At 33.6% G+C, this 22,744-nt stretch carries 22 protein-coding genes and 1 riboswitch; of the genes, 19 read left to right on the top strand and 3 right to left on the bottom strand.

Annotated features, from left to right (window positions below):
- Position 1: 1 nt before the first annotated feature.
- Genes rsgA through DFR80_RS01740 form a run of 4 tightly spaced genes read left to right on the top strand, consistent with a single transcriptional unit; the run spans position 2 to position 3,432 of the window.
- Positions 2-862, top strand: coding sequence for a ribosome small subunit-dependent GTPase A (gene rsgA / locus DFR80_RS01755; protein ID WP_114489058.1), 861 nt, complete (start codon positions 2-4; stop codon positions 860-862).
- Positions 862-1,518 carry a ribulose-phosphate 3-epimerase gene (rpe, locus tag DFR80_RS01750; RefSeq protein ID WP_076545034.1) on the top strand — a complete coding sequence of 219 codons (657 nt, stop codon included), beginning with the start codon at positions 862-864 and terminating at the stop codon, positions 1,516-1,518. The genes rsgA and rpe overlap by 1 nt, the downstream gene beginning before the upstream one ends.
- A complete protein-coding gene (locus DFR80_RS01745; protein WP_076545032.1) occupies positions 1,511-2,173 on the top strand; it encodes a thiamine diphosphokinase in 663 nt (220 codons plus the stop codon). The genes rpe and DFR80_RS01745 overlap by 8 nt, the downstream gene beginning before the upstream one ends.
- A gap of 26 nt (positions 2,174-2,199) precedes the next feature.
- The gene (locus DFR80_RS01740) at positions 2,200-3,432 is read left to right on the top strand and encodes an NADP-dependent malic enzyme (protein ID WP_076545031.1); all 1,233 of its coding nucleotides are present in this window, start codon (positions 2,200-2,202) and stop codon (positions 3,430-3,432) included.
- A 59-nt stretch (positions 3,433-3,491) separates the two neighbouring features.
- On the opposite strand, the gene rpmB is transcribed toward DFR80_RS01740, so the two are convergent.
- Complete coding sequence (rpmB, locus tag DFR80_RS01735; protein WP_014552945.1) at positions 3,492-3,722, bottom strand: 50S ribosomal protein L28; 231 nt, start codon at positions 3,720-3,722, stop codon at positions 3,492-3,494.
- 314 nt (positions 3,723-4,036) lie between these two features.
- Here rpmB and DFR80_RS01730 point away from each other — a divergent pair, with 314 nt between their 5' ends.
- Genes DFR80_RS01730 through DFR80_RS01680 form a run of 11 tightly spaced genes read left to right on the top strand, consistent with a single transcriptional unit; the run spans position 4,037 to position 15,282 of the window.
- Positions 4,037-4,399 (top strand): Asp23/Gls24 family envelope stress response protein, encoded by a 363-nt coding sequence (locus DFR80_RS01730; RefSeq protein WP_076545030.1) that lies wholly within the window; start codon positions 4,037-4,039, stop codon positions 4,397-4,399.
- The gene (locus DFR80_RS01725; protein ID WP_114489057.1) at positions 4,389-6,167 is read left to right on the top strand and encodes a DAK2 domain-containing protein; all 1,779 of its coding nucleotides are present in this window, start codon (positions 4,389-4,391) and stop codon (positions 6,165-6,167) included. Before DFR80_RS01730 ends, DFR80_RS01725 begins: the two co-directional genes overlap by 11 nt.
- 11 nt (positions 6,168-6,178) lie before the next feature.
- Positions 6,179-7,051, top strand: a complete 873-nt coding sequence (locus DFR80_RS01720) for a DegV family protein (RefSeq protein ID WP_076545026.1) — start codon at positions 6,179-6,181, stop codon at positions 7,049-7,051.
- Positions 7,051-9,108: an ATP-dependent DNA helicase RecG gene (recG, locus tag DFR80_RS01715; protein WP_114489056.1), complete on the top strand. Its 2,058-nt coding sequence runs from the start codon at positions 7,051-7,053 to the stop codon at positions 9,106-9,108. The genes DFR80_RS01720 and recG overlap by 1 nt, the downstream gene beginning before the upstream one ends.
- Before the next feature lie 22 nt (positions 9,109-9,130).
- Positions 9,131-9,670, top strand: a complete 540-nt coding sequence (rsmD, locus tag DFR80_RS01710) for a 16S rRNA (guanine(966)-N(2))-methyltransferase RsmD (RefSeq protein ID WP_114489055.1) — start codon at positions 9,131-9,133, stop codon at positions 9,668-9,670.
- Positions 9,671-9,689: 19 nt separating this feature from the next.
- Positions 9,690-10,184, top strand: a complete 495-nt coding sequence (coaD, locus tag DFR80_RS01705; RefSeq protein WP_076545020.1) for a pantetheine-phosphate adenylyltransferase — start codon at positions 9,690-9,692, stop codon at positions 10,182-10,184.
- A 5-nt stretch (positions 10,185-10,189) separates the two neighbouring features.
- On the top strand, positions 10,190-11,128 hold the full coding sequence (locus DFR80_RS01700) for a 1,4-dihydroxy-2-naphthoate polyprenyltransferase (RefSeq protein WP_114489054.1): 939 nt from the start codon (positions 10,190-10,192) through the stop codon (positions 11,126-11,128).
- Between the two features lie 25 nt (positions 11,129-11,153).
- Positions 11,154-11,525: a YccF domain-containing protein gene (locus DFR80_RS01695; protein ID WP_114489053.1), complete on the top strand. Its 372-nt coding sequence runs from the start codon at positions 11,154-11,156 to the stop codon at positions 11,523-11,525.
- Positions 11,526-11,541: 16 nt separating this feature from the next.
- Positions 11,542-12,411 (top strand): patatin family protein, encoded by an 870-nt coding sequence (locus DFR80_RS01690; RefSeq protein ID WP_114489052.1) that lies wholly within the window; start codon positions 11,542-11,544, stop codon positions 12,409-12,411.
- A 2-nt stretch (positions 12,412-12,413) separates the two neighbouring features.
- Positions 12,414-13,199 carry a tRNA 2-thiocytidine biosynthesis TtcA family protein gene (locus tag DFR80_RS01685; protein ID WP_114489051.1) on the top strand — a complete coding sequence of 262 codons (786 nt, stop codon included), beginning with the start codon at positions 12,414-12,416 and terminating at the stop codon, positions 13,197-13,199.
- A gap of 1 nt (position 13,200) precedes the next feature.
- Complete coding sequence (locus DFR80_RS01680; RefSeq protein WP_114489050.1) at positions 13,201-15,282, top strand: EAL domain-containing protein; 2,082 nt, start codon at positions 13,201-13,203, stop codon at positions 15,280-15,282.
- A gap of 86 nt (positions 15,283-15,368) precedes the next feature.
- Here DFR80_RS01680 and DFR80_RS01675 read toward each other — a convergent pair whose 3' ends face one another.
- Complete coding sequence (locus tag DFR80_RS01675; RefSeq protein ID WP_076546116.1) at positions 15,369-16,910, bottom strand: Na+/H+ antiporter NhaC family protein; 1,542 nt, start codon at positions 16,908-16,910, stop codon at positions 15,369-15,371.
- A gap of 111 nt (positions 16,911-17,021) precedes the next feature.
- A riboswitch (Lysine riboswitch) is annotated at positions 17,022-17,201 on the bottom strand.
- Between the two features lie 239 nt (positions 17,202-17,440).
- On the opposite strand from DFR80_RS01675, the gene DFR80_RS01670 reads away from it, so the two are divergent.
- Positions 17,441-18,451 carry a PDZ domain-containing protein gene (locus tag DFR80_RS01670; protein ID WP_076546117.1) on the top strand — a complete coding sequence of 337 codons (1,011 nt, stop codon included), beginning with the start codon at positions 17,441-17,443 and terminating at the stop codon, positions 18,449-18,451.
- A 20-nt stretch (positions 18,452-18,471) separates the two neighbouring features.
- On the opposite strand, the gene DFR80_RS01665 is transcribed toward DFR80_RS01670, so the two are convergent.
- Positions 18,472-19,758, bottom strand: coding sequence for a nucleotidyltransferase (locus DFR80_RS01665; RefSeq protein ID WP_076546118.1), 1,287 nt, complete (start codon positions 19,756-19,758; stop codon positions 18,472-18,474).
- A 186-nt stretch (positions 19,759-19,944) separates the two neighbouring features.
- Between DFR80_RS01665 and pta the strand changes: the two genes are divergently transcribed.
- The 3 genes from pta (at position 19,945) to DFR80_RS01650 (ending at position 22,727) form a co-directional block, all read left to right on the top strand.
- A complete protein-coding gene (gene pta / locus DFR80_RS01660) occupies positions 19,945-20,943 on the top strand; it encodes a phosphate acetyltransferase (protein WP_076546119.1) in 999 nt (332 codons plus the stop codon).
- 19 nt (positions 20,944-20,962) lie between these two features.
- Entirely contained in the window at positions 20,963-22,159 is a 1,197-nt protein-coding gene (locus DFR80_RS01655; protein ID WP_076546120.1) for an acetate/propionate family kinase, read from the top strand.
- Between the two features lie 91 nt (positions 22,160-22,250).
- Positions 22,251-22,727 carry a DUF177 domain-containing protein gene (locus tag DFR80_RS01650; RefSeq protein WP_076546121.1) on the top strand — a complete coding sequence of 159 codons (477 nt, stop codon included), beginning with the start codon at positions 22,251-22,253 and terminating at the stop codon, positions 22,725-22,727.
- The last annotated feature ends 17 nt before the right edge of the window (positions 22,728-22,744 follow it).

Below are 22,744 nucleotides of genomic sequence, written 5' to 3'. Positions count from 1 at the left end.
GATGAAAGGGATTTTAATTAAATCCATAGGGGGGTTTTTCTTCGTAGCTGATCAGGAAAAGAATATTTATCAGTGTAGAATAAGAGGTAAAATACGAGAAAAAATTTATCCTGGAGATTATGTAGAAATAGATAAAAAAAATAAAATTCTGGAAGACTTTTATTCCAGGAAAAACTTACTTAAAAGGCCAAAGGTAGCAAATGTAGATCAGGTTGTGATCATGCATTCTCTTAAAAATCCCGATTTTAAGCCTGCATTACTGGATAGATTTTTGTTACTTGTAGAAAGTTCTGGATTTGAACCTTTGATAGTAATTAATAAGATTGACCAGGCTGCAGTCAGTTTTAAAGAAAAGTTTGGAGAATATCAGGATGCAGGCTATGAGCTTCATTTTATCAGTGTTAAAGAAAATAAAAATCTAGATCGATTATTTAAAAAATTAAATAACAAAATCAATGTTTTAACTGGTCCATCAGGAGCAGGTAAATCTTCATTTTTAAATAAAGTTATAGAGGATGCTGATTTAAAAACAGCTGCTGTAAGTAAAAAACTAAAAAAAGGAGTTCACACCACAAGAATGGTGGAATTATTATCTTTACCAAACAAGGGGTGGGTAGCAGATACTCCAGGCTTTTCTTCAATGTCAAAACTAAACTTAGAAATTGAGCCAGATAATTTATCCTGGTATTTTCCGGAGATTGCAGAATATAATAATCAATGTAAATTTAATCGCTGTACTCATCTCCATGAACCTCAATGTGTGGTTCAGCAAAAAGTAGAAGCTGGTGAAATATCTGCCCGCAGGTATCAGAGTTATCAACAATTATATAATGAATTAAAAGAAAAGGAGAGAAAATACTAATGAAAACAGAATTTGCACCTTCACTGCTGGCATCTGATTTTAGTCAGTTAAAAGATCAAATTCAGCTGGTTAAAGATGCTGATTATTTACATTTAGATGTAATGGATGGTCATTATGTGCCCAACATTACTTTTGGCCCCGGTTTAATTAGTTCTATAAGAAAGCACAGTCAGCTTCCTTTTGATACTCATTTAATGATTAGCAATCCCGAAAGATACATTAAAGAATTTGCAGAAGCAGGTTCTGATATTTTAACAGTCCATCTGGAAGCAACAGACCATATTCATCGAGTAATTCAGCTGATAAAAGAACAGGGAATAAAAGCTGGTGTTTCTCTAAATCCTGCCACACCATTAGAGAATTTAGAATATATTCTTCCCGAACTTGATCAGGTTTTAATTATGTCAGTTAATCCTGGTTTTGGAGGGCAATCATATATTCCTCAGATGACAGCAAAAATTGCTAGTTTGAAGAGAATGATTGAAAGAAATAATTACAGCTGTCAGATAGAGGTTGATGGTGGGATAAAAACACATAATTTAAAAGAAGTTGTAAATGCTGGTGCCGATATAATAGTTGCTGGTTCTGCAATTTTTGGTGCAGCTGATCCAGCCCGGGCACTGTTGGAAATGAGGAGTATTGCGTCTGATGTCTAAAAAAAGGGCTCTTTTAGTGCTTAATGGTGAGCTAAATTTTAAGAAATCAGATTTAAAACGGCTTATCTCAAAAAAAGAGATAGATTGTATTATTGCTGTTGATGGTGGTGCTAATAAACTAAGAGGTTTAAAGCTAATACCGGATTTAATTATCGGCGATCTGGATTCATTAACTGAGCAAAACAAAGTATATTTTAACCAGCATAATGTCAATATAATAAAATATCCGGTTGAAAAAGATCAGACAGATGGGGAAATTGCAGTTGATTACTGTCAAAAAAATGGATTTGAAGAATTATATTTAACTGCAGCTCTGGGCGGTAGAATAGATCAGCAGCTGGCAAATTTAAATCTTTTAGAATATATTTATGAATTGAATTTGCGAGCAGAGATGATTTCATTGAATCTTGAAATTGCTTTAATTGGTCAGAATGAAAAAAAAGAGTTTTTATCAAAAAAAGGTTATCGTCTTTCTCTGCTTCCTCAAAGTAAAACAGTTTGTGGTCTGACTATTAAGGGCTGTAAATATAGTTTAGAAAATCAGGATATTTTCCGTTCGCAAAGCCGGGGGATTAGTAATTTAATTGAGGATGAAAGAGCACTAATTGAACTAAAAAGTGGCTTGTTGATTTATGTATTAGAAAAATTAGAGTAGATAGCAGAGAGTAAATGGAGGTAATAATGGATATTTATCAAAAAGCATTAAAATTACATAGTGATCATCAGGGAAAGATTGCAGTTAAGTCAAAGGTCAGGGTACGCAGCAGGGAGGAATTGAGCCTTGCTTATTCGCCGGGAGTAGCAGAGCCCTGTCGGAAAATTAATCAAGATCCAGAAAAGCTCTATCAATATACAGCTTACGGGAATCAGGTTGCTGTAGTCTCCTCTGGTACAGCAGTTTTAGGTCTGGGGGATATTGGCCCAAAAGCTGCTCTTCCTGTTATGGAGGGGAAAGCAGTCTTATTTAAGGAATTTGCCAATGTAGATGCTTTTCCTTTGTGTGTGGGCACAAAGCAAGTTGACCAAATAGTAGATTTTGTTAAATTACTGGAACCCACTTTTGCAGGTATAAATTTAGAAGACATTTCTGCTCCAAGATGTTTTGAAATTGAGGCCAGGCTGAAAGAAGAAACAGAGATGGCTATTTTTCATGATGATCAGCATGGAACGGCAATTGTTGTTTTAGCAGCAGTAATCAATGCTTTAAAACTTGTAAATAAAAGCATTGATCAGATAAAAATAGTTGTTAATGGAGCCGGAGCAGCCGCAACAGCAGTATCAAAACTGCTTTTGGATGCAGGAGCTCAGAATTTGATAATCAACGATAAAATTGGGATTTTAAATTCATCCAATCTGGACCAGTATGATTCTTTAAGACAGGATTTAATAAAAAGGACAAATCCAGATAATTTAAATGGAGGTTTGAGGGAAGCGGTTAAAGATGCTGATTTATTTATTGGATTGTCTGTAGGTAATATTTTAAAGGCAGAAATGGTAGAGGAAATGGCTGATGATCCTTTAATTTTTGCGATGGCAAATCCGACTCCTGAAATTGATCCAGAATCTGCTTTAAATGCAGGTGCTGCAGTAATTGCAACAGGGAGATCAGATTATCCAAATCAGATTAATAATGTGCTGGCTTTTCCCGGGGTTTTTAGGGGCACCCTCGATGTCAGGGCTTCTGAGATCAGTGAAGGGATGAAAATTGCTGCTGCGGAAGCTATAGCTGAACTGGTTGCTGATGATCTTTCGGCTGAATATATTATTCCAGATCCCTTTGATCAGAGAGTGGTTCCAGCAGTTGCTTTTGCAGTTGCTAAAAATGCAATTAAAAATAACCTGGCCCGGATAGAATTAAGTGAGCAGGAATTAAAACAAAAAATCGAAAATAAGCTGGAGAAAAAAACTAGCTAAATGTACTAAAGGGAGCAGCAATTTTAAAATCGCTGCTCCCTTCCTAATTTAAATCTTAATTAGTAAGCTCTTTCAACCTTACCGGATTTAAGACACTGAGTACATACTTTTATTCTTTTTGGTGAACCATCAACAATTGCTTTAACTTTTTTTAGATTTGGACGCTGAGTTCTTTTTGTAGAACTTGTAATGTTACGACCAACTCCACCTTTTTTCTTAGCTTTACCACGTCGCTGTATGCTATTGGCTTTATTTCCACCTTTACCACAAATTTCGCAGACTCTAGACATAGAAAAACACCTCCTTAATTTATTCACTTCAGCACTTACCCAAAAGGGCGGCGCTCCATAGATTTTAAAAATTTAATAATTAAGTTTATGAGCGCTTTCTGATAAAATTTATCTCAGATTATATTTTAACATAGATAAACATCCTTTAGCAAGTTACAATTCTAAAAAATATAAATCTATATATGCAGGAAAGTATAAATTTATCTTGAAATAAATAATAAATGAGTATTAATTTAACTATTTCTATGGATTTTATTCTTGCATAGAGACTTTATATAAGATAGAATAATTATGTATGAAAAGAGGTGTAAAGAATGGAAAAAGAATTAAAAAATGAACTTGGGAAAATAATTATTGATGAAGAGGTAATAGCTAAGACAGCAGGTATTGCTGTAATGGAATGCTATGGTCTTGTTGGTATGTCTTCCAGAAGTATGCAGGATGGTCTTGCTGATCTTCTAGGGTGGGACAATATTAGTAAGGGTGTTGGTATTGATATTAGTGAAGATAAGGTTCATCTGGATTTAAATATAATTGTTGAATACGGAACTAATATTCATGAAGTAGCTCATAATGTAATGGAGAGAGTTCGCTATACCCTCGAAAATAAAGTTGGAATTGAAGTTGTTAAGATAGATGTTAATGTAAGGGGAGTGAGGGTTGGCGATGCCAATTAATAATAAAGAAAAAATTACTGCAGTAGATGCAGAGAAATTTAAAGATATGATGTTTACATCACTACACTGGCTTAAAGAGCAAAAATCATTTATTGATTCTCTAAATGTTTTTCCGGTGCCAGATGGTGATACTGGTACAAATATGTATTTAACCTTTAAGGAAGCTGTATCCACTCTGGAGGATAAAAACTCAAGAAGTGTTTCCGAACTTGCTTCTGCACTTTCTAAAGGTGCCTTAATGGGTGCTCGTGGAAACTCAGGAGTAATTCTTTCTCAGTTAATTAGAGGCTTTGCACAGGCCTTAAAAGGAAAAAGCAAACTGAAAGTTAAAGATTTAGCAAATGCTCTTAATAAAGCCTCTGAAGTTGCCTATCATGGTGTTTTAAAACCTGTGGAAGGGACGATTTTAACTGTTTCAAGAGAAGCGGCTGAAAAAGCTCTGGCGGAGGCAGATTCTGCTGCCGATTTAGTAGAATTGTTTGAAATAACAATTAAAGCGGCGGAAGAATCGTTAGAACGTACTCCAGAGTTACTTGCTGCTTTAAAGGAGGCTGAAGTAGTAGATGCTGGTGGACAGGGATATCTAACAATTCTTGAAGGAATGCTTAAAGGTTTAAAAGGAGAAAAAATAGAATATCAGGCTGCAACAGCTGAAGCTAAAACAAGAAAAAAATCTGAACTTGCAGAAGATATAAAGTTTACTTACTGTACCCAGATGTTAATTGAAATTGACAGCCGTAAATCAAATATTGATCGTATGATTGATAAGATCAGAAAAGACATGCAGAGTTATGGCGATTCAATTATGGTAGTTGGCAGTGATGATGTAATTAAGATACATGTTCATACCAATCATCCAGGTGTCTTATTAGAATATGGTTTAAAAAAGGGTAAAGTTTTTGATATAAAAATTGATAATATGCGCAAGCAAAATCAGGAAAAAGTACAGCGGGAAAATGACTCTGACTTTGATCATTCTCAGTTTCATCAGGGTGAAAAATCAGCTTCAGACACTGATATTAAAGAAGATAACGAGCCTGCAGAGACTGAAGATAAAGACAGGAAAGAGGTAGAAGAAATCAATCAGCAAAAAGATTCAGAAATTGTGGTAGAGAAAAACACTGGTATTATTTCTGTAGCTAATGGCGAAGGTGTAGTTAATATTCTGAAAGAGTTAGGAGTTGACTATGTTATAAAAGGTGGCCAGTCAATGAATCCTTCTACCAATGATTTTTTAGAGGTAGTAGAACGAATGAATACTGATCAAATAATTATTCTGCCTAATAATAAAAATATTATTTCTGCAGCTAAACAGGTTTCTGAATTGAGTAAAAAAAATATTGAGATTATTGAAACCCGGTCTATTCCCCAGGCTGTAACAGCTTTAATGATTTATGATGATCAGGCTTCTCCTTCACAACTCAAAGAAAGAATGGAAGCTGAAATTAAATATGTAAAAACACTGGAAATAACACAGGCCGTAAAAGATTCTAAGGTTAACGGACTGGAAATAAAAAAAGATAATTATATTGGTTTAAAGGATGGAGATATCTTAGTTAGTGCTGAAACAGAAAGAGAAACAGTAATTAATTTATTGAATAAAGTTGCTGAAGATGAGGAATTAGTTACTATTTATTATGGAGAAGGCATTACTGAGGCTGAAGCAGAAGAAGTCAAAAATATTATGGAAGAAAATTTTGATTTTGATGAGATAGAGATTTATCCAGGGGGACAGCCACTCTATCCCTTTATAATTTCCCTAGAATAGGATGTGTTAATATGATTGCTTTAGTAACAGATAGCACCTGTGATTTACCTGCAGAAATTCTTGCTAAACATCAAATTGAGATTGTTCCATTAACTGTTCATTTTGAAGAAGACACTTACTATGATAAGGTTGATTTAGAAAGTGAAGAGTTTTATAAAATGATGGAATCTGCAGCTGAATTACCAACAACTTCTCAGCCATCAGTTGGATTATTTATGGATAGATATCAAAAGTTATCAGAAGACTATGATCAGGTGATTTCTATTCATTTATCTTCTGCTTTAAGTGGGACCTGCGAGTCGGCAAGACTTGCTGCTGCTCAGCTGGATGAACTGGAGGTTGAAATAATAGATTCTAAGTCTACAAGTTCAGGTCTGGGGTTTATGGTGTTGTTGGCTGCCAAAATGATAGAAGCAGGTAAAGATATCGAGGAAATTAAAGAAATTATTTTACAGGAAAGAGAAAAAATAACAATATATTTTACTGTTAATGAACTTACTTATCTGGAAAAAGGAGGCAGGATTGGTAAAGCCCAGGCTTTTTTAGGTAGTATCTTTAATTTTAATCCAATTTTAGAACTTTCTGCTGACACAGGTAAGATTATACCCAAAGAAAAAATAAGAGGGTATAAAAAAACAAATCAGAAGATGACAGATCTGGCACTAAATGCTGCGGTAGATAGTGACAGTGTTAATTTTGCTTATATTTATGGTAAGGATAGTGATAATTACCAGCAGTTAAAAAATAATTTTGAATCAGAATTAGCTGCTCAGAATAATTTTGAATATCAAATCCTTGAAAACAAGATTGGAACTGTTTTAAGTTCTCATACCGGTCCTCTTGTCTATGGAATTGTTATTTACAGAGGAGAATTACTGGAATAATGAAGCAAAAACTTTCAGATGAAGTGCAATTTATTAAAGGTGTTGGGCCCAGGTGGGCCGAGCGCCTTTCAAAATTAGGGATAAAAACTGTGCGAGATCTTTTATATTATTTTCCCAGAGAATATGAAGACCGCAGTCAGATCAGTCAGATAAAGTATACTGCTGTTGGAGAACAGGCTAATTTTAAAGTTGAAGTTTTAAAGACTGAATATCAGAAAATCCGATATAATCTTGACCTCCTGCGGGTAACTTTTTCTGATGGCACAGATGTAGTAAATGGAATCTGGTATAATCAGTCATATCTTAGCGAACAATTTGAAAAAGGGGATCAATATATAATCAGCGGTAAAATTAGCGAGAAAAATTGGCGTAAATATAAAAGGAAAGAGATTAATAATCCAGTTTATGAAAAATTGGATTCTGATGCGTCTGTATTGAATACAGGTAGAATTGTGCCTATTTATTCACTTACTGAGGGAATAACACAGCGCAGATTACGTCGGGTAATTGCTAATGCATTAAAAAGTCATGCTGCTTTAATTGAGGAGCAATTACCGGGATCAATTCTAAAAAAATATAACTTTCCTGATCTTAAAACTTCTATTTTGGGAATGCACTATCCTAAAAATGAAAAACACCAAAAATTTTCTCGCCGCAGACTTGCTTTTGAAGAGTTTTTTTATCTCCAGCTTTATGCTCTGGAAGAAAAGAAAAAATATAATGAGCTTCAGGGTATCCAGCATCAATTTAAGGCGGAAGAGAATAAAAAATTTCTTTCAGAGCTTGATTTTGAGCTGACAGATGCTCAAAAAAGGGTGAATTTAGAAATTAGAAGGGATATGGAATCCAAAAAAACTATGTCTCGATTACTGCAGGGAGACGTAGGCTCTGGTAAAACTGTGGTCGCTGCACTGGCACTTTTGCAGACTATTGCCAATGGTTTTCAGGGAATATTTATGGCTCCAACAGAAATACTTGCCGAACAGCATTTTTTAAATTTTAAAGAACTTTTAAGTGATTTTAATTATAATATCATTTTATTAACCGGCAGTGTCAAAACAGCTGCCAGAAAGAAAATTGAAGCGGATATTGAAACTGGCAAAACAGATTTAATTATTGGTACTCATGCGCTTTTCCAGGAGGGTTTGAGTTATAATAACCCCGGTTTAATAGTTATTGATGAACAACACCGCTTTGGTGTAGAACAGAGGCATAGTTTAAAAGAAAAAGGTGACAGTCCGGATTTGTTAATCATGACTGCTACGCCGATCCCAAGATCAATGGCAATGCTGATTTATGGTGATCTTGATCTTTCGGTTATTGATGAAATGCCACCGGGAAGAAAGGAAATTGCTACTTTCTGGAGAAGAGAAAACAGAAGACAGCAGATTTATTCTTTTTTAAAAGAAAAAATTGCAGCAGGCAGACAGGCTTATATTGTCTGTCCCTTAATTGAGGAATCAGAAGAAATGCCAGGGCTTGTATCTGCAGAAGAATTATTTAATGATTTAAAGAGTGGTTTTTTTAAAGAACAGAAGCTTGCTTTAATCCACAGCTCGATTGCTGCAGCTGAAAAAAAGGAGATCATGGAGAGTTTCAGAGAAGGTAAAATTGATATACTGGTTGCAACAACTGTAATTGAAGTTGGGGTGGATGTCAGTAATGCCAGTATTATGATTATTGAAAATGCAGAAAGATTTGGGCTGGCCCAGCTGCATCAGTTACGGGGTCGAGTTGGGAGAGGACGTCATCAATCATACTGTATTTTAATTTCTGATCCGCCAGGAGAGGATGCTGCTTATCGGCTGGAAATTATGTGTAAGAGCAATAATGGCTTTTTGATTGCGGAAGAAGATTTGAAAATGAGAGGACCCGGCGAATTTTTCGGTACCAGACAGCATGGAATTGATGATCTAAAGGTGGCCAGTTTAACTGAAGATCAGGAACTTCTGGTTAAGGCAAGGGAGGAAGCACAACTAATTGTTAAAGCTGATAACTGGCAGCAGCATTATAAAAAATTAGCAGAGAATATTTCGGAAATAGAATTAAAGATTTAATTATATCTGGAGGAGTTATTTAATGAGAATTATTGCCGGTAAAGCTGGTGGTTTAAAATTAAAAAGTTTAAAGGGAAAGGATGTTAGACCAACACTCGATCGGGTTAAAGAGTCAATGTTTAATATTATTGCATTTTATCTACCGGGAGCTGAAATTCTGGATTTATTTAGTGGTTTTGGCAGTCTTGGTATTGAAGCTTTGAGCCGAGGGGCAGGGCGGGCCGATTTTGTAGAGATTAATAAGTCTCATCTTAATATAATAAAGGATAATTTAAAAAAGGCCAGGCTTTTTGATGAAGCAGAACTTTTTAAACAGGATGCTTATCTATATTTAAAAAATTGCAGTACAAAATATGACTTAATTTTTATGGATCCTCCCTATGAAAAAAATATGACTTCAGAAGCTATAAAGTTGATTTTGGACAACAAGTTATTAAAAGAAAATGGTCTCATTATTAGCGAAAAATCAGCTGCTGAAGAAGTTGAAGAATTTAATGAATTGAGTATTTTTAAAAATAAACGTTACGGAAATTCATTATTAACAATCTATAAACTAAAATAAATTATAAGGGGTAGTTAATATGAGTAAAAAAATTGTATATCCAGGTAGTTTTGATCCCGTTACAAATGGACACCTTGATATAGTTGAAAGAGCGGCCAATATTTTTGATGAGGTTATTGTATCTGTGTTTTGCAATCCTAATAAGGAACCGGTATTTTCTATGGAAGAACGGGTTGAGATGTTGAAGAAAGCAACTGAAAAGTTCAAAAATGTAAAAGTAGACTCTTTTTCTGGTTTAACAACCAAATATGTACATTCTATTGGTGGTGAGGCCATTCTACGAGGTTTGCGGGCTGTCTCTGATTTTGAAGGGGAGTTTCAGATGGCTTCGATGAACAAACATTTGGATCAGGAAATCGAAACAATCTTTTTAATGACAGATACTAAATTTGCTTTTTTGAGTTCCAGTGTAATTAAAGAAGCCGCTTATTTTGATGGGGATATCAAAGAACTCGTTCCTAATTTTGTTTATAAAAAACTGAGAAATAAATTTGCGGTAGAAAATCAGGGGTGAATAATTTGTCATTAGCTGCCTTTTTGAAACTGGTAGAAATTAGAACAAAAATTGCCAGTTTTACTCCCTTTGTTCTGGGAAATTTATATCTTTTTTATCATTATTCAAATTTTAATATTTTAAATTTTTTACTGCTCTTTTTTTCTTTGCTCTGTGTTGATATGGGTACAACAGCAGTTAATAATTATCAGGATTTTATTAGAGCTCAAAAAAAACAGGGTTATAATTATGAAGAACATAATGCAGTTGTAAACTTTAATTTAAGAAAAAGAGATGTAAAAATAATAATTTCACTGCTTTTTTTTCTGGCAGTAGTAAGTGGTTTACTGCTTTATAAAAATACTGATGTTATAGTTTTAATAATTGGTGTTAGTTCATTTATAATTGGTATTTTATATACTTCTGGTCCGGTTCCAATTTCGCGAACCCCTCTGGGAGAAATCTTTTCTGGTTTTACGATGGGGTTTTTTATTACTTTTCTGTCAATTTATGTCCATAAATTGGATTTAGTAGATTTAGTTATTAATAGTAACTTATTAATAGCAAAATTAAAATATATAGAAATTATTAAAATATTTATTTATTCATTGCCTCTTATTTTTGGAATTGCCAATATTATGCTTGCAAATAATATCTGTGATATTGAGGATGATCTGGAAAACAAACGATTTACTCTTCCAATTTATATTTCGCGCAGCAAAAGTCTTAAGTTATTTAGATTGTTATATTATTTTTCCTATTTTAGCATTTTGATAGCAGTTTTGATCAAGATATTACCTACCGTATCTATGCTATCACTTCTGTCTATTCTTAAAGTAGAACAAAATTTAAAACGGTTTGAAAAACATCAGAGTAAAAAAGATACATTTATTCTATCAGTTAAGAATTTTGTAATTATAAATTATTTTACAGCCATAACTTTAGTAATAGCAATTATTTTTTAAGATAAAAATAGGGGGGTTAATTATTATGACTCTACTGGGAAATATTATTTGGTTTATCTTTGGTGGCTTATTTCATGCTATTGGCTGGTGGTTTGCTGGGCTGCTCTGGTCAATTACGATAATTGGAATACCAGTTGGTAAACAGTGTTTTAAACTGGCAAAAATGCAGCTTGCACCCTTTGGCAAAAAAGTTGTAGAGAAAAATAGTTCTTCAATCGGTTTAATTGCAAATATTATCTGGATTATTTTGTTTGGCTGGGAACTGGCTTTTGCTAATTTGGTTTCTGCTTTTATTTTTGGAATTACTATTATTGGAATTCCATTTGCCAAGCAGAGTCTGAAGCTTGCATATTTATCTCTGATGCCTTTCGGAAAAGATATAGAAAAAGTTAAATAGATGAGGTGTTTTTAAGTTGCAGCATAAAAATTTTGGGCTTGTACTTGAAGGTGGCGGTATGCGTGGTGCTTTTACTGCTGGAGTTATTGATTTTTTTCTAGAAAATAAAATTTATTTTGATTATACTATAGGAGTCTCTGCTGGGGCTAACAATGGTGCCAATTATACCAGTAGACAGTCAGTTAGAAATAAAAAAATATTTACAGAACTGGTTGAAGATGAGAGATATATGAGTCTAAAAAATTTGATCAAAGATGGAAGTTATTTTGGAATGGATTTTCTTTTTCATCAACTTCCTCATGAAATTTTACCCTTTGACTACAGTGAATTCAAAAATTCATCGACAACTCTTAAAGTTGCTGCTACTGAATGCAGCAGCGGAGAAATTGAATATTTTAAGCCGCAAAATTATGATGATATTGACAAAATCGATAATATTTTTAAAGCTTCAAGCAGTCTGCCATTAGTTTCAAATCCTGTAGAAATTGACGGCAATTTGTATCTTGATGGGGGTATTAGAGATTCTATCCCAGTAAAAAAAGCTCTTTCGGACGGCTATCAGAAACTTGTAGTAATTTTAACTCGAGAAAAAGAATATCGAAAAAGTCCTATTAAAGCAAAATTTTTATTAAATCTCTTTTTGAAAAAATATCCCAATTTGGTTGAAGATCTAAAAAAAAGACATCAAATTTATAATAATAGTCTTGATTTAATAGAAAAAAAAGAAGAAAATAATCAATTTTTTGTTTTCAGGCCTGAAAAGATTGATATTGACCGTTTTAGCCGTGATAAAAAAGAACTGGAACAACTGTATAACTCAGGCTATAAGCTGGCAGAAAAAAGATCAGGCGAATTCAGCGAGTGGTTAAAAAATAATAAGGAGTAATTATGGATTTATCTTTTGATAGTTCAATCACAGCAAAAGTGGTTAAGGCAGTTGCAGAATTTGATCTTATTAGTGATGGAGATCGTCTTGCAGTTGGTTTATCCGGTGGAAAAGATAGTACATTTATGCTAATGATTTTAAAAATTTTTAAGGAACATTTTAAGAAAGATTTTGAATTAAAAGCAGTACATGTAGATCCTGGATTTAAAGATTCTACAGCTGCAGAAATAAAAAAATTTTGTAATCAATTAAATATTGATTTAAAAATCATAGAAACAAAAATTGCTGATTATATTACTAAAGCAGATGCCGAAAATCCCTGTTCTAAGTGTGCTCATTTTAGAAAAGGGGCTATTATAAATTATCTTAATAAAAACGGTTTTAATAAACTGGCTTTTGGCCATCATTTAGATGATGCTGTAGAAACTTTTCTAATGAGTATTTTTTATTCAGGTCAATTAAAAACTCTGCAGCCCAAAAGATTTTTAAGTAATAGTGGTGTAGAAATAATTAGACCGCTGATTTATTTAAGAGAAAATATAATTATTAAAGAAATACAGAAAAGAAAGATTAAAATTAAAAAGAGCAGCTGTCCTTATGATGGTAATTCAGTCCGCTCTCAGGTCAGAAAAGATTTTGCAAACTATTTTAATGATCAGCAGTTGTTTTCTAATTTGATTTCAGCAATGAGGGATAGTGACAATCGAGAATTGTGGCCAGAAAATGAAGAATTTCAACTCTTAAAAACAAAAATGAAAAAATACTGGCAAAAAAAAGGTGGAAAGTAGTATGTCAGAAACGAAAAGTGAAGAATTTATAATTCAAAAATTGCAATTTACTCAGAAAAGACTAAATTTGATTTATCAAAAATCTCCACTAGCATTTATTTCCTGGAATCGTGAAGGTGATATTATTGATTTAAACCAGGCAGCAGAAGAGCTCTTTGGTTGGGATCGATTGGAATTAGAAAACAGGGACTTTATTTCTACAATAATAGCAGAAGAAGATAGGGATGTTTGGCGTAACTGGAAAAATGATAAGCTTGATGACCTTCCTCGTGATTTTGTGAGTCGGGGTTTAAAAAAAGATGGTTCTATAATTAACTGCAGCTGGAATAATGCTGTAATTAAAGAAAATGGAAGTGTAGAAGAAGTTATTTCCATAGCTAAAAATTTGAGCAATGATTTAGAACAGGAAATGGAAATGCTAAAACTGGTTAAAGCAATAAATGAAACTGATAACTGGGTTGTTATTACTGATAAATCTGGAATTATCGAGTATGCAAATACGACTGTTGAGGAAATAACAGGTTACAGCAAAGAAGAAGTTATTGGAAACAAACCTTCTTTATTTAAATCAGATAAACATAATAATAAATATTATAAAAAACTCTGGCAGACAATTAAATCCGGAGAAGTTTTTAATGATGTAATTATCAATCGAAAAAAGAATGGAGATTATTTTTATTCAGAACAGACAATAACTCCCATCAAAGATCATAATAATGAGATTGTAAATTATATTTCTGTTGGTAGAGATATAACTCAAAATGAAAAATTACGACGTAAAATTGAATATATTTCGAATTATGATATTCTAACAGGTTTGCCTAACCGAAGATCTATTAGAAATAAAATTGATAATTTAATTGAAATTAATTCTGATAAAAAGATTGCAGTTTTAGTAGTTAATATAAACAGGATTAAGTATTTAAATGATATCTATACTGATCCAGAAAATGATCGAAGTCTGATTAATCTGGTTGCCGAAAAAATAAATAATAAGGCAGCCAATAATCAAAGTTGTGTAAAAATTGATAGAGAAAATCATCTATCCTATCTTGGTGGAGATAATTTTGCTATGATAGTTGATAATCTTGATTCTATAAATCAGATTTATAGAGCAGCAGATAATTTGTTAACAACGTTTTCTGATACAATTGATTATAATTATGAACCCTTTATGCTGAATGCTAGAATAGGTATTTCAATTTATCCTGATGATTGTATTGATTCGCAGAGTTTATTGTCTAATGCAGAAATTGCTCTGATTAACATTAAGAAAAATGATTATGCTTTTTTTGATCAGAAAATGAATCAGGAAATTAAACAGTTTACAAAGATGGAAGCAAAACTTGATCAGGCTATAAAAAATGATGAATTTATAATTTATTATCAGCCTTATTATCGAGGGGTATCTAAAGAGCTCTATGGAATGGAAGCCTTAATTAGATGGCAGAATCCTACAAAAGGACTGATTTCTCCGGCGGAATTTATTCCGATTTTAGAGAATTCTCAGCTTATCAAGAAAGTAGGACTGATTGTAGTAAAAAAAGTGGTCAAAAGCATCAAAAATTGGTTGGATGCAGGCTACAAAGTAGTACCGGTTTCTATTAATTTATCTGCCAGACAGCTTGAAGATAATAATCATTTAAAGGATATTTATCAGATTATTGGAGAAAGTGGAATAGATAATTCTTTAATTAAATTTGAGATAACGGAATCAAGTGCTATGGATGATGTAAATTATAGCTTAAAAGTAATGAATAAAATGAAGGCAAAGGGTTTTTCTATTTCAATCGATGATTTTGGTACGGGTTATTCATCTTTTAGCTACCTTCAGAAATTTCCGATAGATTATCTTAAATTTGATATCTCATTTATAAGGAATATGACTTTAAGCAGTGATGGTAAAAATATTGTGGAATCAATAATCAATATTGCTCATCTCTTGAACTTAAAAACTATAGCTGAAGGAGTAGAAAAAGAAATTGAATTAAATGAACTTAATCAATTAGGTAATGATTTTATTCAGGGATATTATTTTAATCCGCCAATGCCAGCAAAGGAAATCGAAAAAATTTACAGTTGAAGATAGATATTTTAATAATTAATGACCGCTTCCGTAAAAAGAAGCGGTCATTTTCAATTAATTCTTAAGTTATATTAATTTAGCTTTTAAATAACATTTTCCGGTTTTTTACCGTAGAGTTTAACAATCAGGTAAAGTACAATAATTCCTACAGGTAAAAGATAAATGGCTGGAAAACCAAATCCTGCTGGTAAAAACCCAAAGACAGCAGCAATTAGGCCAACTGTTAAGGCATAGGGCATTTGAGTACTAACATGGTCCATATGATCAACAGCCGAAGCAGTTGAAGACATAATGGTTGTATCAGAAATTGGTGAACAGTGGTCTCCCATAACACTTGCTGTTAATACAGCCGCAATAGTTGGCAGCATTGGAATTCCAATAGAATTAGCAAGAGGAATAGCAAGCGGCATTACAATTGCAACAGTTCCCCAGGAACTCCCGATAGTAAAAGCAATAAAAGCAGAGAAAACAAAAATCATAGCGGGTACAATTTCAGGAATGATATTACCTTCTAAAATAGAAACAAGATAATTAGCAGTTCCTAGATCTTCAGTAATACTTCCAATTGACCAGGCTAAAACTAGAATTAGACAGGCAATAAACATTGATTTTGCTCCATCAATCCAACCATCTACTGTTTCACTTATATTAAGAATCCCTTTAGAAAATGATAATATACCGGCGATAAAACTCCCAGTAATAGCTGCCCAGAGGAGAACAATACTGGCATCGGCATTACCAAATGCATCCCTGACTGTAGTACCAGCTTCTAATCCTCCACCATTGTACCAGAGACCAACTAAAGTGACTACAATTACTCCGATAATAGGTAAAAAAGAATTGGTAAAAGTAAAACTTTCGCCTTCAGGCTGTTCAATTTCTTCCATTTCCTGAGAAACCATTGGTGTGGATCCTGGTCTTAAAGTTTCTCCAGTAGAACGGGCTCTTTTTTCGGCTTTTAACATAGGGCCAAAATCTTTACCAGTAAAAATAATAATTAAAGCAAAACCAAGGGCAAAAATACTATAAAAACGGTAAGGAATCGTCTGAACAAAAGTGCTGTAAGCATTCATTTCCAGACCTAAAGAATCAAAACCATCTCTAATTACTCCTACTTCAAAAGCAATCCAGGTTGAAATTGGAACAATACTCGAAACAGCAGCAGCAGTTAAATCAACAATAAAGGCCAATTTTTCTCTTGAGATTTTCATTTTATCAGTTATTGGACGCATTGTGTTTCCAACGATTAAGGTATTTGCATAATCATCAAAAAATATTAGTACTCCCATTACCCAGGCAGCAAGTTGAGTTTTAACAACAGAATTTGCCTTTTCTGCAACATACTCTCCAATAGCGATAATACCACCTGATTTATTAATAATACCAATCATGCCACCCATAGCCAGCAGAAATAAAATAATACCTGCATTCCAGGAATCAGCCAGTGAAGCTAAAATGTAATCATCCAGAGTATGCATAAAAGCAAAGATGAAATTATATCCATTTGTAATTAATGCACCTGCAAAAACACCTAAAAATAAGGATAATACAACCTGTTTGCTCCACCAGGCTAGAATAATTGCCATTAATGGCGGCAGTAAAGAAATAATACCATAACTTTCCATAAAAAAATCCTCCTAGTTTTATTTTCTAAAAATTGAATAAGAGAAAAATATAAAAGCATAAAAAATACCCGGCGATATGCCGGGTTAATTGCAAAAATCGCCTCATCTTTTATCTGAGATAGCACAACATAGTAATTTTACTATGACAGTTCTGTACATCTTCTGTACAGCCCCAGTGGAATTTTGGAATCCTGAAAAAAACCACTTCGGCAGAAAAACCTTTCCTTTTAGATAAACTGGATTCTGGTTAATTCTAAAATTACTAATTTTTTCTGCTCCTCTACCTCACCATTTGATGAGGTATTTATAGTGACTGGCTAAAGCCAATCACTTCTCAATATTCAATTTCATATAAATTATAACTTAGCCTACAATTTATGTCAAGAAATCTGCAGATTTTTTTGCATTAGGCAGGGGTTATAATATATAATAGATATGTTGACTTTTTTTGAGCTGAATTTAAAAAATGTTTTAGTAAATTGCGATTTTGTTCTTTATTAATATAAGATTAAATAAAAAGGAAGGTCTATATGCGAAACAAAAAATTACAGAGATTTTATTCTCGTTTAATAGGTATAATATTTATTTTATTTGTTATTAGCCATTTTATTCCGATTCCTTACCAGGTTATGGAACCCGGGATTGCGGCTGAACTTTCACCAATGGTTAAGGTAAAAGATGGTTATAAAAACCAGGGTGATTTTTTATTGACAGCTGTAGGTAGCCGGAGAGCGGTAGCCTGGGATTATGTTTATATTTCTCTTTTCTCACCTGAAGATAAGGAGCTAACTGCAATTTCTGAGCAATTGCCGGAGAATATGGATATGAATGAATATATAGAATTGATGGCCGAACTAATGGAAGAAAGTAAACTTCAGGCTCAGGCTGTAGCCTTTACTCAGGCTGGCTATCAGGTTGAAGTTTCAGGTGAAGGGGCAGAAGTTGTAGAAGTCATGGAAGACGGAAGTGCCTATAACAACTTAAAAAAAGGTGATTTAATTACAGCTGTGGATGGAAAAAAAGTTGAAATGGCAGCAGATGCAGTTAATATTATAAAAAATAGAAATATTGGTGATGTTGTAGGGATTACAGTTCTTAGAGATGGAGAAAAATTGAATTTTAATTTAAAAACTTTAGAGCTGGAGGGTAATGAGGGCAATCCGTCTATTGGTGTTTTAATAAGTTCCAAAGGGCTAGATTATAATATTCCAGGTGAGGTTAAGTTTGAAACAGAAAATATTATAGGCCCCTCTGCCGGCAGTATGTTTAGTATGGAAATTTATAATCAATTGATACCTGAGGACATTACCGGTGGAAAAAGAATTGCTGGTACAGGAACAATTAATCTAGATGGAGAAATTGGTCGTATAGATGGAGTTAAATACAAAATTATGGCAGCCAAAGAAGCCGGGGTTGACCTCTTTGTTGTACCTGAAGAAAATTATGAAACAGCAGCTCAGTTTGCCGGGGACTTAAAATTATTAAAAGTTGAAACAATTAATGATATTATAAAATATCTTGAGTCGGACATTGAATCTTAAATATTATTTTGGATTCTGTCTTAGATTTTAATTAATTCTTGGTAAAAATCTCTATGGGCTTTACTGTGTTCAGGATTTTGATATAGTAGAGAATAAAGATCTGAAGCGAGCAGATCATAACTTAGTGAGAGTACAAGTGGGTCCTCACTATTTAAATCAGGCTGGTTAATTTTTGAGGCTGGATTAACAATAATTTCCAGCCCAGATTTTCTTTGCAGCTGAGAAAGTAGATATTCTTTGTCTTTGTTTATCCCCAGGACTCTTAAATAATGGGGAGCATTTTTTTCTGCCAGCTTTATTTTTTCAGCTGTAAGTTCAAAATATATTTGAAGCAGCTTTCTTTTGAGTCTGCTTTCTGTTAAGTTTTTTGTTTTTAAAGATTCTAAAAATCTATTAGCTTCAAAAGCTGCAGCAGCTTTGTCAATGATTCTATTTTCCAGACCATTTTTGATACCCTGATATTTTTTTAAATCATCAGCCTGAAGACGCCGCAATTGATCTGCTAATTTGCTGTAAATCTTGTTTAAAGAGTCATTTTTAACATATCTTCCCTGCTTGAGTTCTTTTCTTAAGATTTCCCAGGAAGATGCTGGCATTATTTTTTTAATAGCAGTCAGGGCCTCTGCTTGAGGTTTCGAATTAATTAAATTTCTGATTAAGGAAGCACTTGCATAATTTTTATTTATTTTCTGGCTGTGATAATCTGTGCCCACTCTTTTGATAGTGTGGGGCTTTATACTGGATTTTAAGCGGCTGAGTGATTTAAGATATTCAAGTCCAAGGATATTATTTGGAGCTTCCAATACTTTTTTTATACTATTTTTATCGAACTTTTTCAATTCTGGATAATATTGATAACTGGCAAGTAAAGCCTGACGCCTGGCAGTTGGAAAGTCAATACCATTTTTTAAATGCTTTTGTAGTACCTCTTTGAATTTAGAGTTTTCGTTTATTAAAGCATCAGCAATAGCGGCAAGTATTTTAATATCGCCAGATTCACTGCCGAAGACAATTGAATCTACAAGATTTGTTTTTTCTAAACTTAAAACAGAGTAATAAGCAAAATATTCAGCACTTCGAATATTATAGACTAAAGGTAGCTCCAGTACGAGATCAGCGCCACAACTTAGTGCCTGTCTTGCTCGGGCCCATTTATTTAAAAGGGCTGCTTCACCTCGCTGAGTATAGTTTCCACTCATAATTACAATTAAGTCAGTGTTTTTGGTTATTTTTTTGCTCTGGTTTAGATGATACTGATGGCCGTTGTGAAATGGATTATACTCTACAATTAAAGCAGTTACACTCATTAAAACACCTCATTTTTAAATTTAATTTAATTTATTAAACAGTATTACAAAATAAAAGTTTTACTTTTCGAACTTCTTTTAATAAAAGAGGATTTAATACTTTAATACAGTATTATATATATAATAGCAAATAAATATATAAAGAACAACTTACATATTATTAAAACCACGGGGGAGGATATTGAAATGGATGTACTTAGAAATTTTAAAGAAAGAGCAGCTTCTGATTTAAAAAAAATAGTTTTTGCTGAAGGTGATGATGAAAGAATTGTCAAAGCTGCAGCAGAGATAGAAGCTGAAAAAATTGCGGAGATTGTCATTTTGGGCAATCGAGAATCGATTCAAAATTCTGCAGAAGATTATGGAGTTGATCTGGATGGTGTTGAAATAATTGATCCTGAAGATTCAGATTACATAGTAGAATTTAGAGATGAGTTTTATGAACTTAGAAAACATAAAGGGATTACAAAAGAAGAAGCCGAAAAGGCAGTTAAAGATCCACTTTATTTCGGCACAATGATGATTTACACTGATAAAGCAGATGGAATGGTTGCTGGGGCTGCTAATGCAACTGGTAATGTTTTAAGACCTGCTTTTCAGATTGTAAAAACTGCACCGGGGATTTCTACAGTTTCCAGTGCAATTATTATGGTTTTAAAAGATAAATCGTTTGGAGAAGAAGGAGTTATGGTCTTCTCAGACTGTGCAGTAAATCCAGCTCCAAATTCAGAACAGCTGGCAGAAATTGCAATTACAACAGCAGATACTGCTCATCGATTATTAGATTTTGATCCTAAAGTTGCAATGCTTTCATTTTCAACAATGGGTAGTGCCAGGCATGAAAATGTGGAAAATGTTCAGCAGGCTGTAAAGGTTGCTCATCAAAATGCACCCCATTTAAAAATTGATGGAGAAATGCAGGCAGATGCGGCTTTAGTAGAAAGTGTTGGTAAAAGAAAGGCCCCAGATAGTGAAATAGCAGGGGAAGCAAATGTTTTAATCTTTCCTGATCTGCAGTCAGGTAACATAGGTTATAAGCTTGTACAGAGACTTGCAGGTGCAGATGCGGTTGGTCCAATTTTACAGGGGCTGGCTGCACCAATTAATGACTTATCTCGCGGCTGTTCAGTTGATGATGTTATTAATTTAACAGCAATTACAGCAGTGCAGGCTCAAAATAAATAAAATTTCTAGGAGGAAAAAAATGAAAATTCTTGTTATTAATAGTGGAAGTTCTTCTCTAAAGTATCAGTTATTTAATATGGAAACAGAAAGCGTGCTGGCCAAAGGTTTAATTCAGCGAATTGGTATTGAAGATTCATTTTTAGAATATGAAAATGGTGAAGGAGAAGAAATTGTAATCGAAAAAGACATTCCTACCCATAAAGTGGGAATTGAATTATTACTTGAAACCCTTTTATCTGATGATCACGGTGTTTTAGAGAGTATGGATGAGGTAGAGGCAGTTGGGCATCGTATAGTCCATGGTGGTGAGGCATTTGCTCATTCAACAATTATTGATGATGAGGCAATTAAAAACTTAGAAGATGTGGCTGATTTAGCACCTCTACACAATCCACCAAACATTATGGGGATTAAGGTTTGTAAGGAATTAATGCCTGATAAGCCACAGGTTGGAGTTTTTGATACAGCTTTTCATCAGAGTATGCCCGAAAAAGCCTACATTTATGCTCTTCCTTATGAGTATTATAAAAAGTATGGTGTTAGAAGATATGGCTTCCACGGTACTTCTCATGGCTATGTAGCTAAAAGAGCAGCTCAGATGATGGATAAACCTCTCTCTGAACTTAAAATTATAACCTGTCACTTAGGTAATGGAGCCAGTGTTGCAGCAGTTAAAAATGGTAAGTCTGTAGATACCAGTATGGGTTTAACTCCTCTTGAAGGCTTAGTAATGGGTACCCGCTGTGGAGATATTGATCCGGCGATAATTCCATTTATCATGGATAAAGAGGATATTTCTGCTTCAGAGATGGATGATATCTTGAACAAAGAAAGTGGGCTTTTAGGTGTATCTGGAGTTAGCAGTGATTCTCGTGATGTTGAAGATGCAGCAGCTGAAGGTAATCATCAGGCGGAAATTGCAATAGAACTATTTAATTACAGAGTTAAGAAATATATAGGAGCGTATACTGCAGCTATGGGCGGTGTTGATGCAATTGTCTTTACAGCTGGTATTGGTGAAAATTCTAAAGATACCAGAGCAGGAGTTTTAGAGGGTCTTGAATATTTAGGTGTAGAGGTAGATTATGAAGCAAATGACTGCCGTGGTAAGGAAGTATTTATTTCCACTGCTGATTCTAAAGTTAAGGCAATGGTTGTACCGACAAATGAGGAATTAGTCATTGCAAGAGATACAATGGAATTAGTAAATCAGTAAAAGTTAGTGTAGTTAGTGTAAAATTCTTCTTGACAGTTTAGGCTGCTTTTTATATAATAAAACGTGGCTATTTACAGGGGTGATCAATAAATTGTATATTAACCTCAGTGATTTAAAGGAAATTGGAGGTAGAAAACAGGTTTCGCTGGAGCTTGAATTTCATGATTTGGAATTTGTAAATCGTGAAATCGAAATTGAAAAACCAATTGAGCTTGAACTGGAGATTTTTAACACCACAGATTCTTTTGTAATAGAAGGCAAGTTAAAAGCTGAATTGATTTTAAGCTGCAGTCGCTGTCTGCAAAAATACAGTTCTCCAATAGAATTGAACATTTCCGAAGATGTTTTAAAAAGTGAAATGGAAGATGAGGAAGAACTTTATTTAGATGAAATAGTCGTGGATAATATAATTTTATCTTTACCCATGAAACCTCTCTGTTCTGATAGCTGTAAGGGAATCTGTCCTGAATGTGGTCAGAATTTAAATGAGGCAGAATGTGATTGTGAGATAGAAATACTGGATCCGCGTCTGGCAAAACTTAAAGACTTTTATAATGAAGATGAATAAATAAAGGAGGTGGATAG

It is taken from the genome of Halanaerobium sp. ST460_2HS_T2 (assembly GCF_003337665.1).
GTDB classification, from domain to species: domain Bacteria; phylum Bacillota; class Halanaerobiia; order Halanaerobiales; family Halanaerobiaceae; genus Halanaerobium; species Halanaerobium kushneri.
This window is presented reverse-complemented; position numbering and strand designations above follow the sequence as displayed.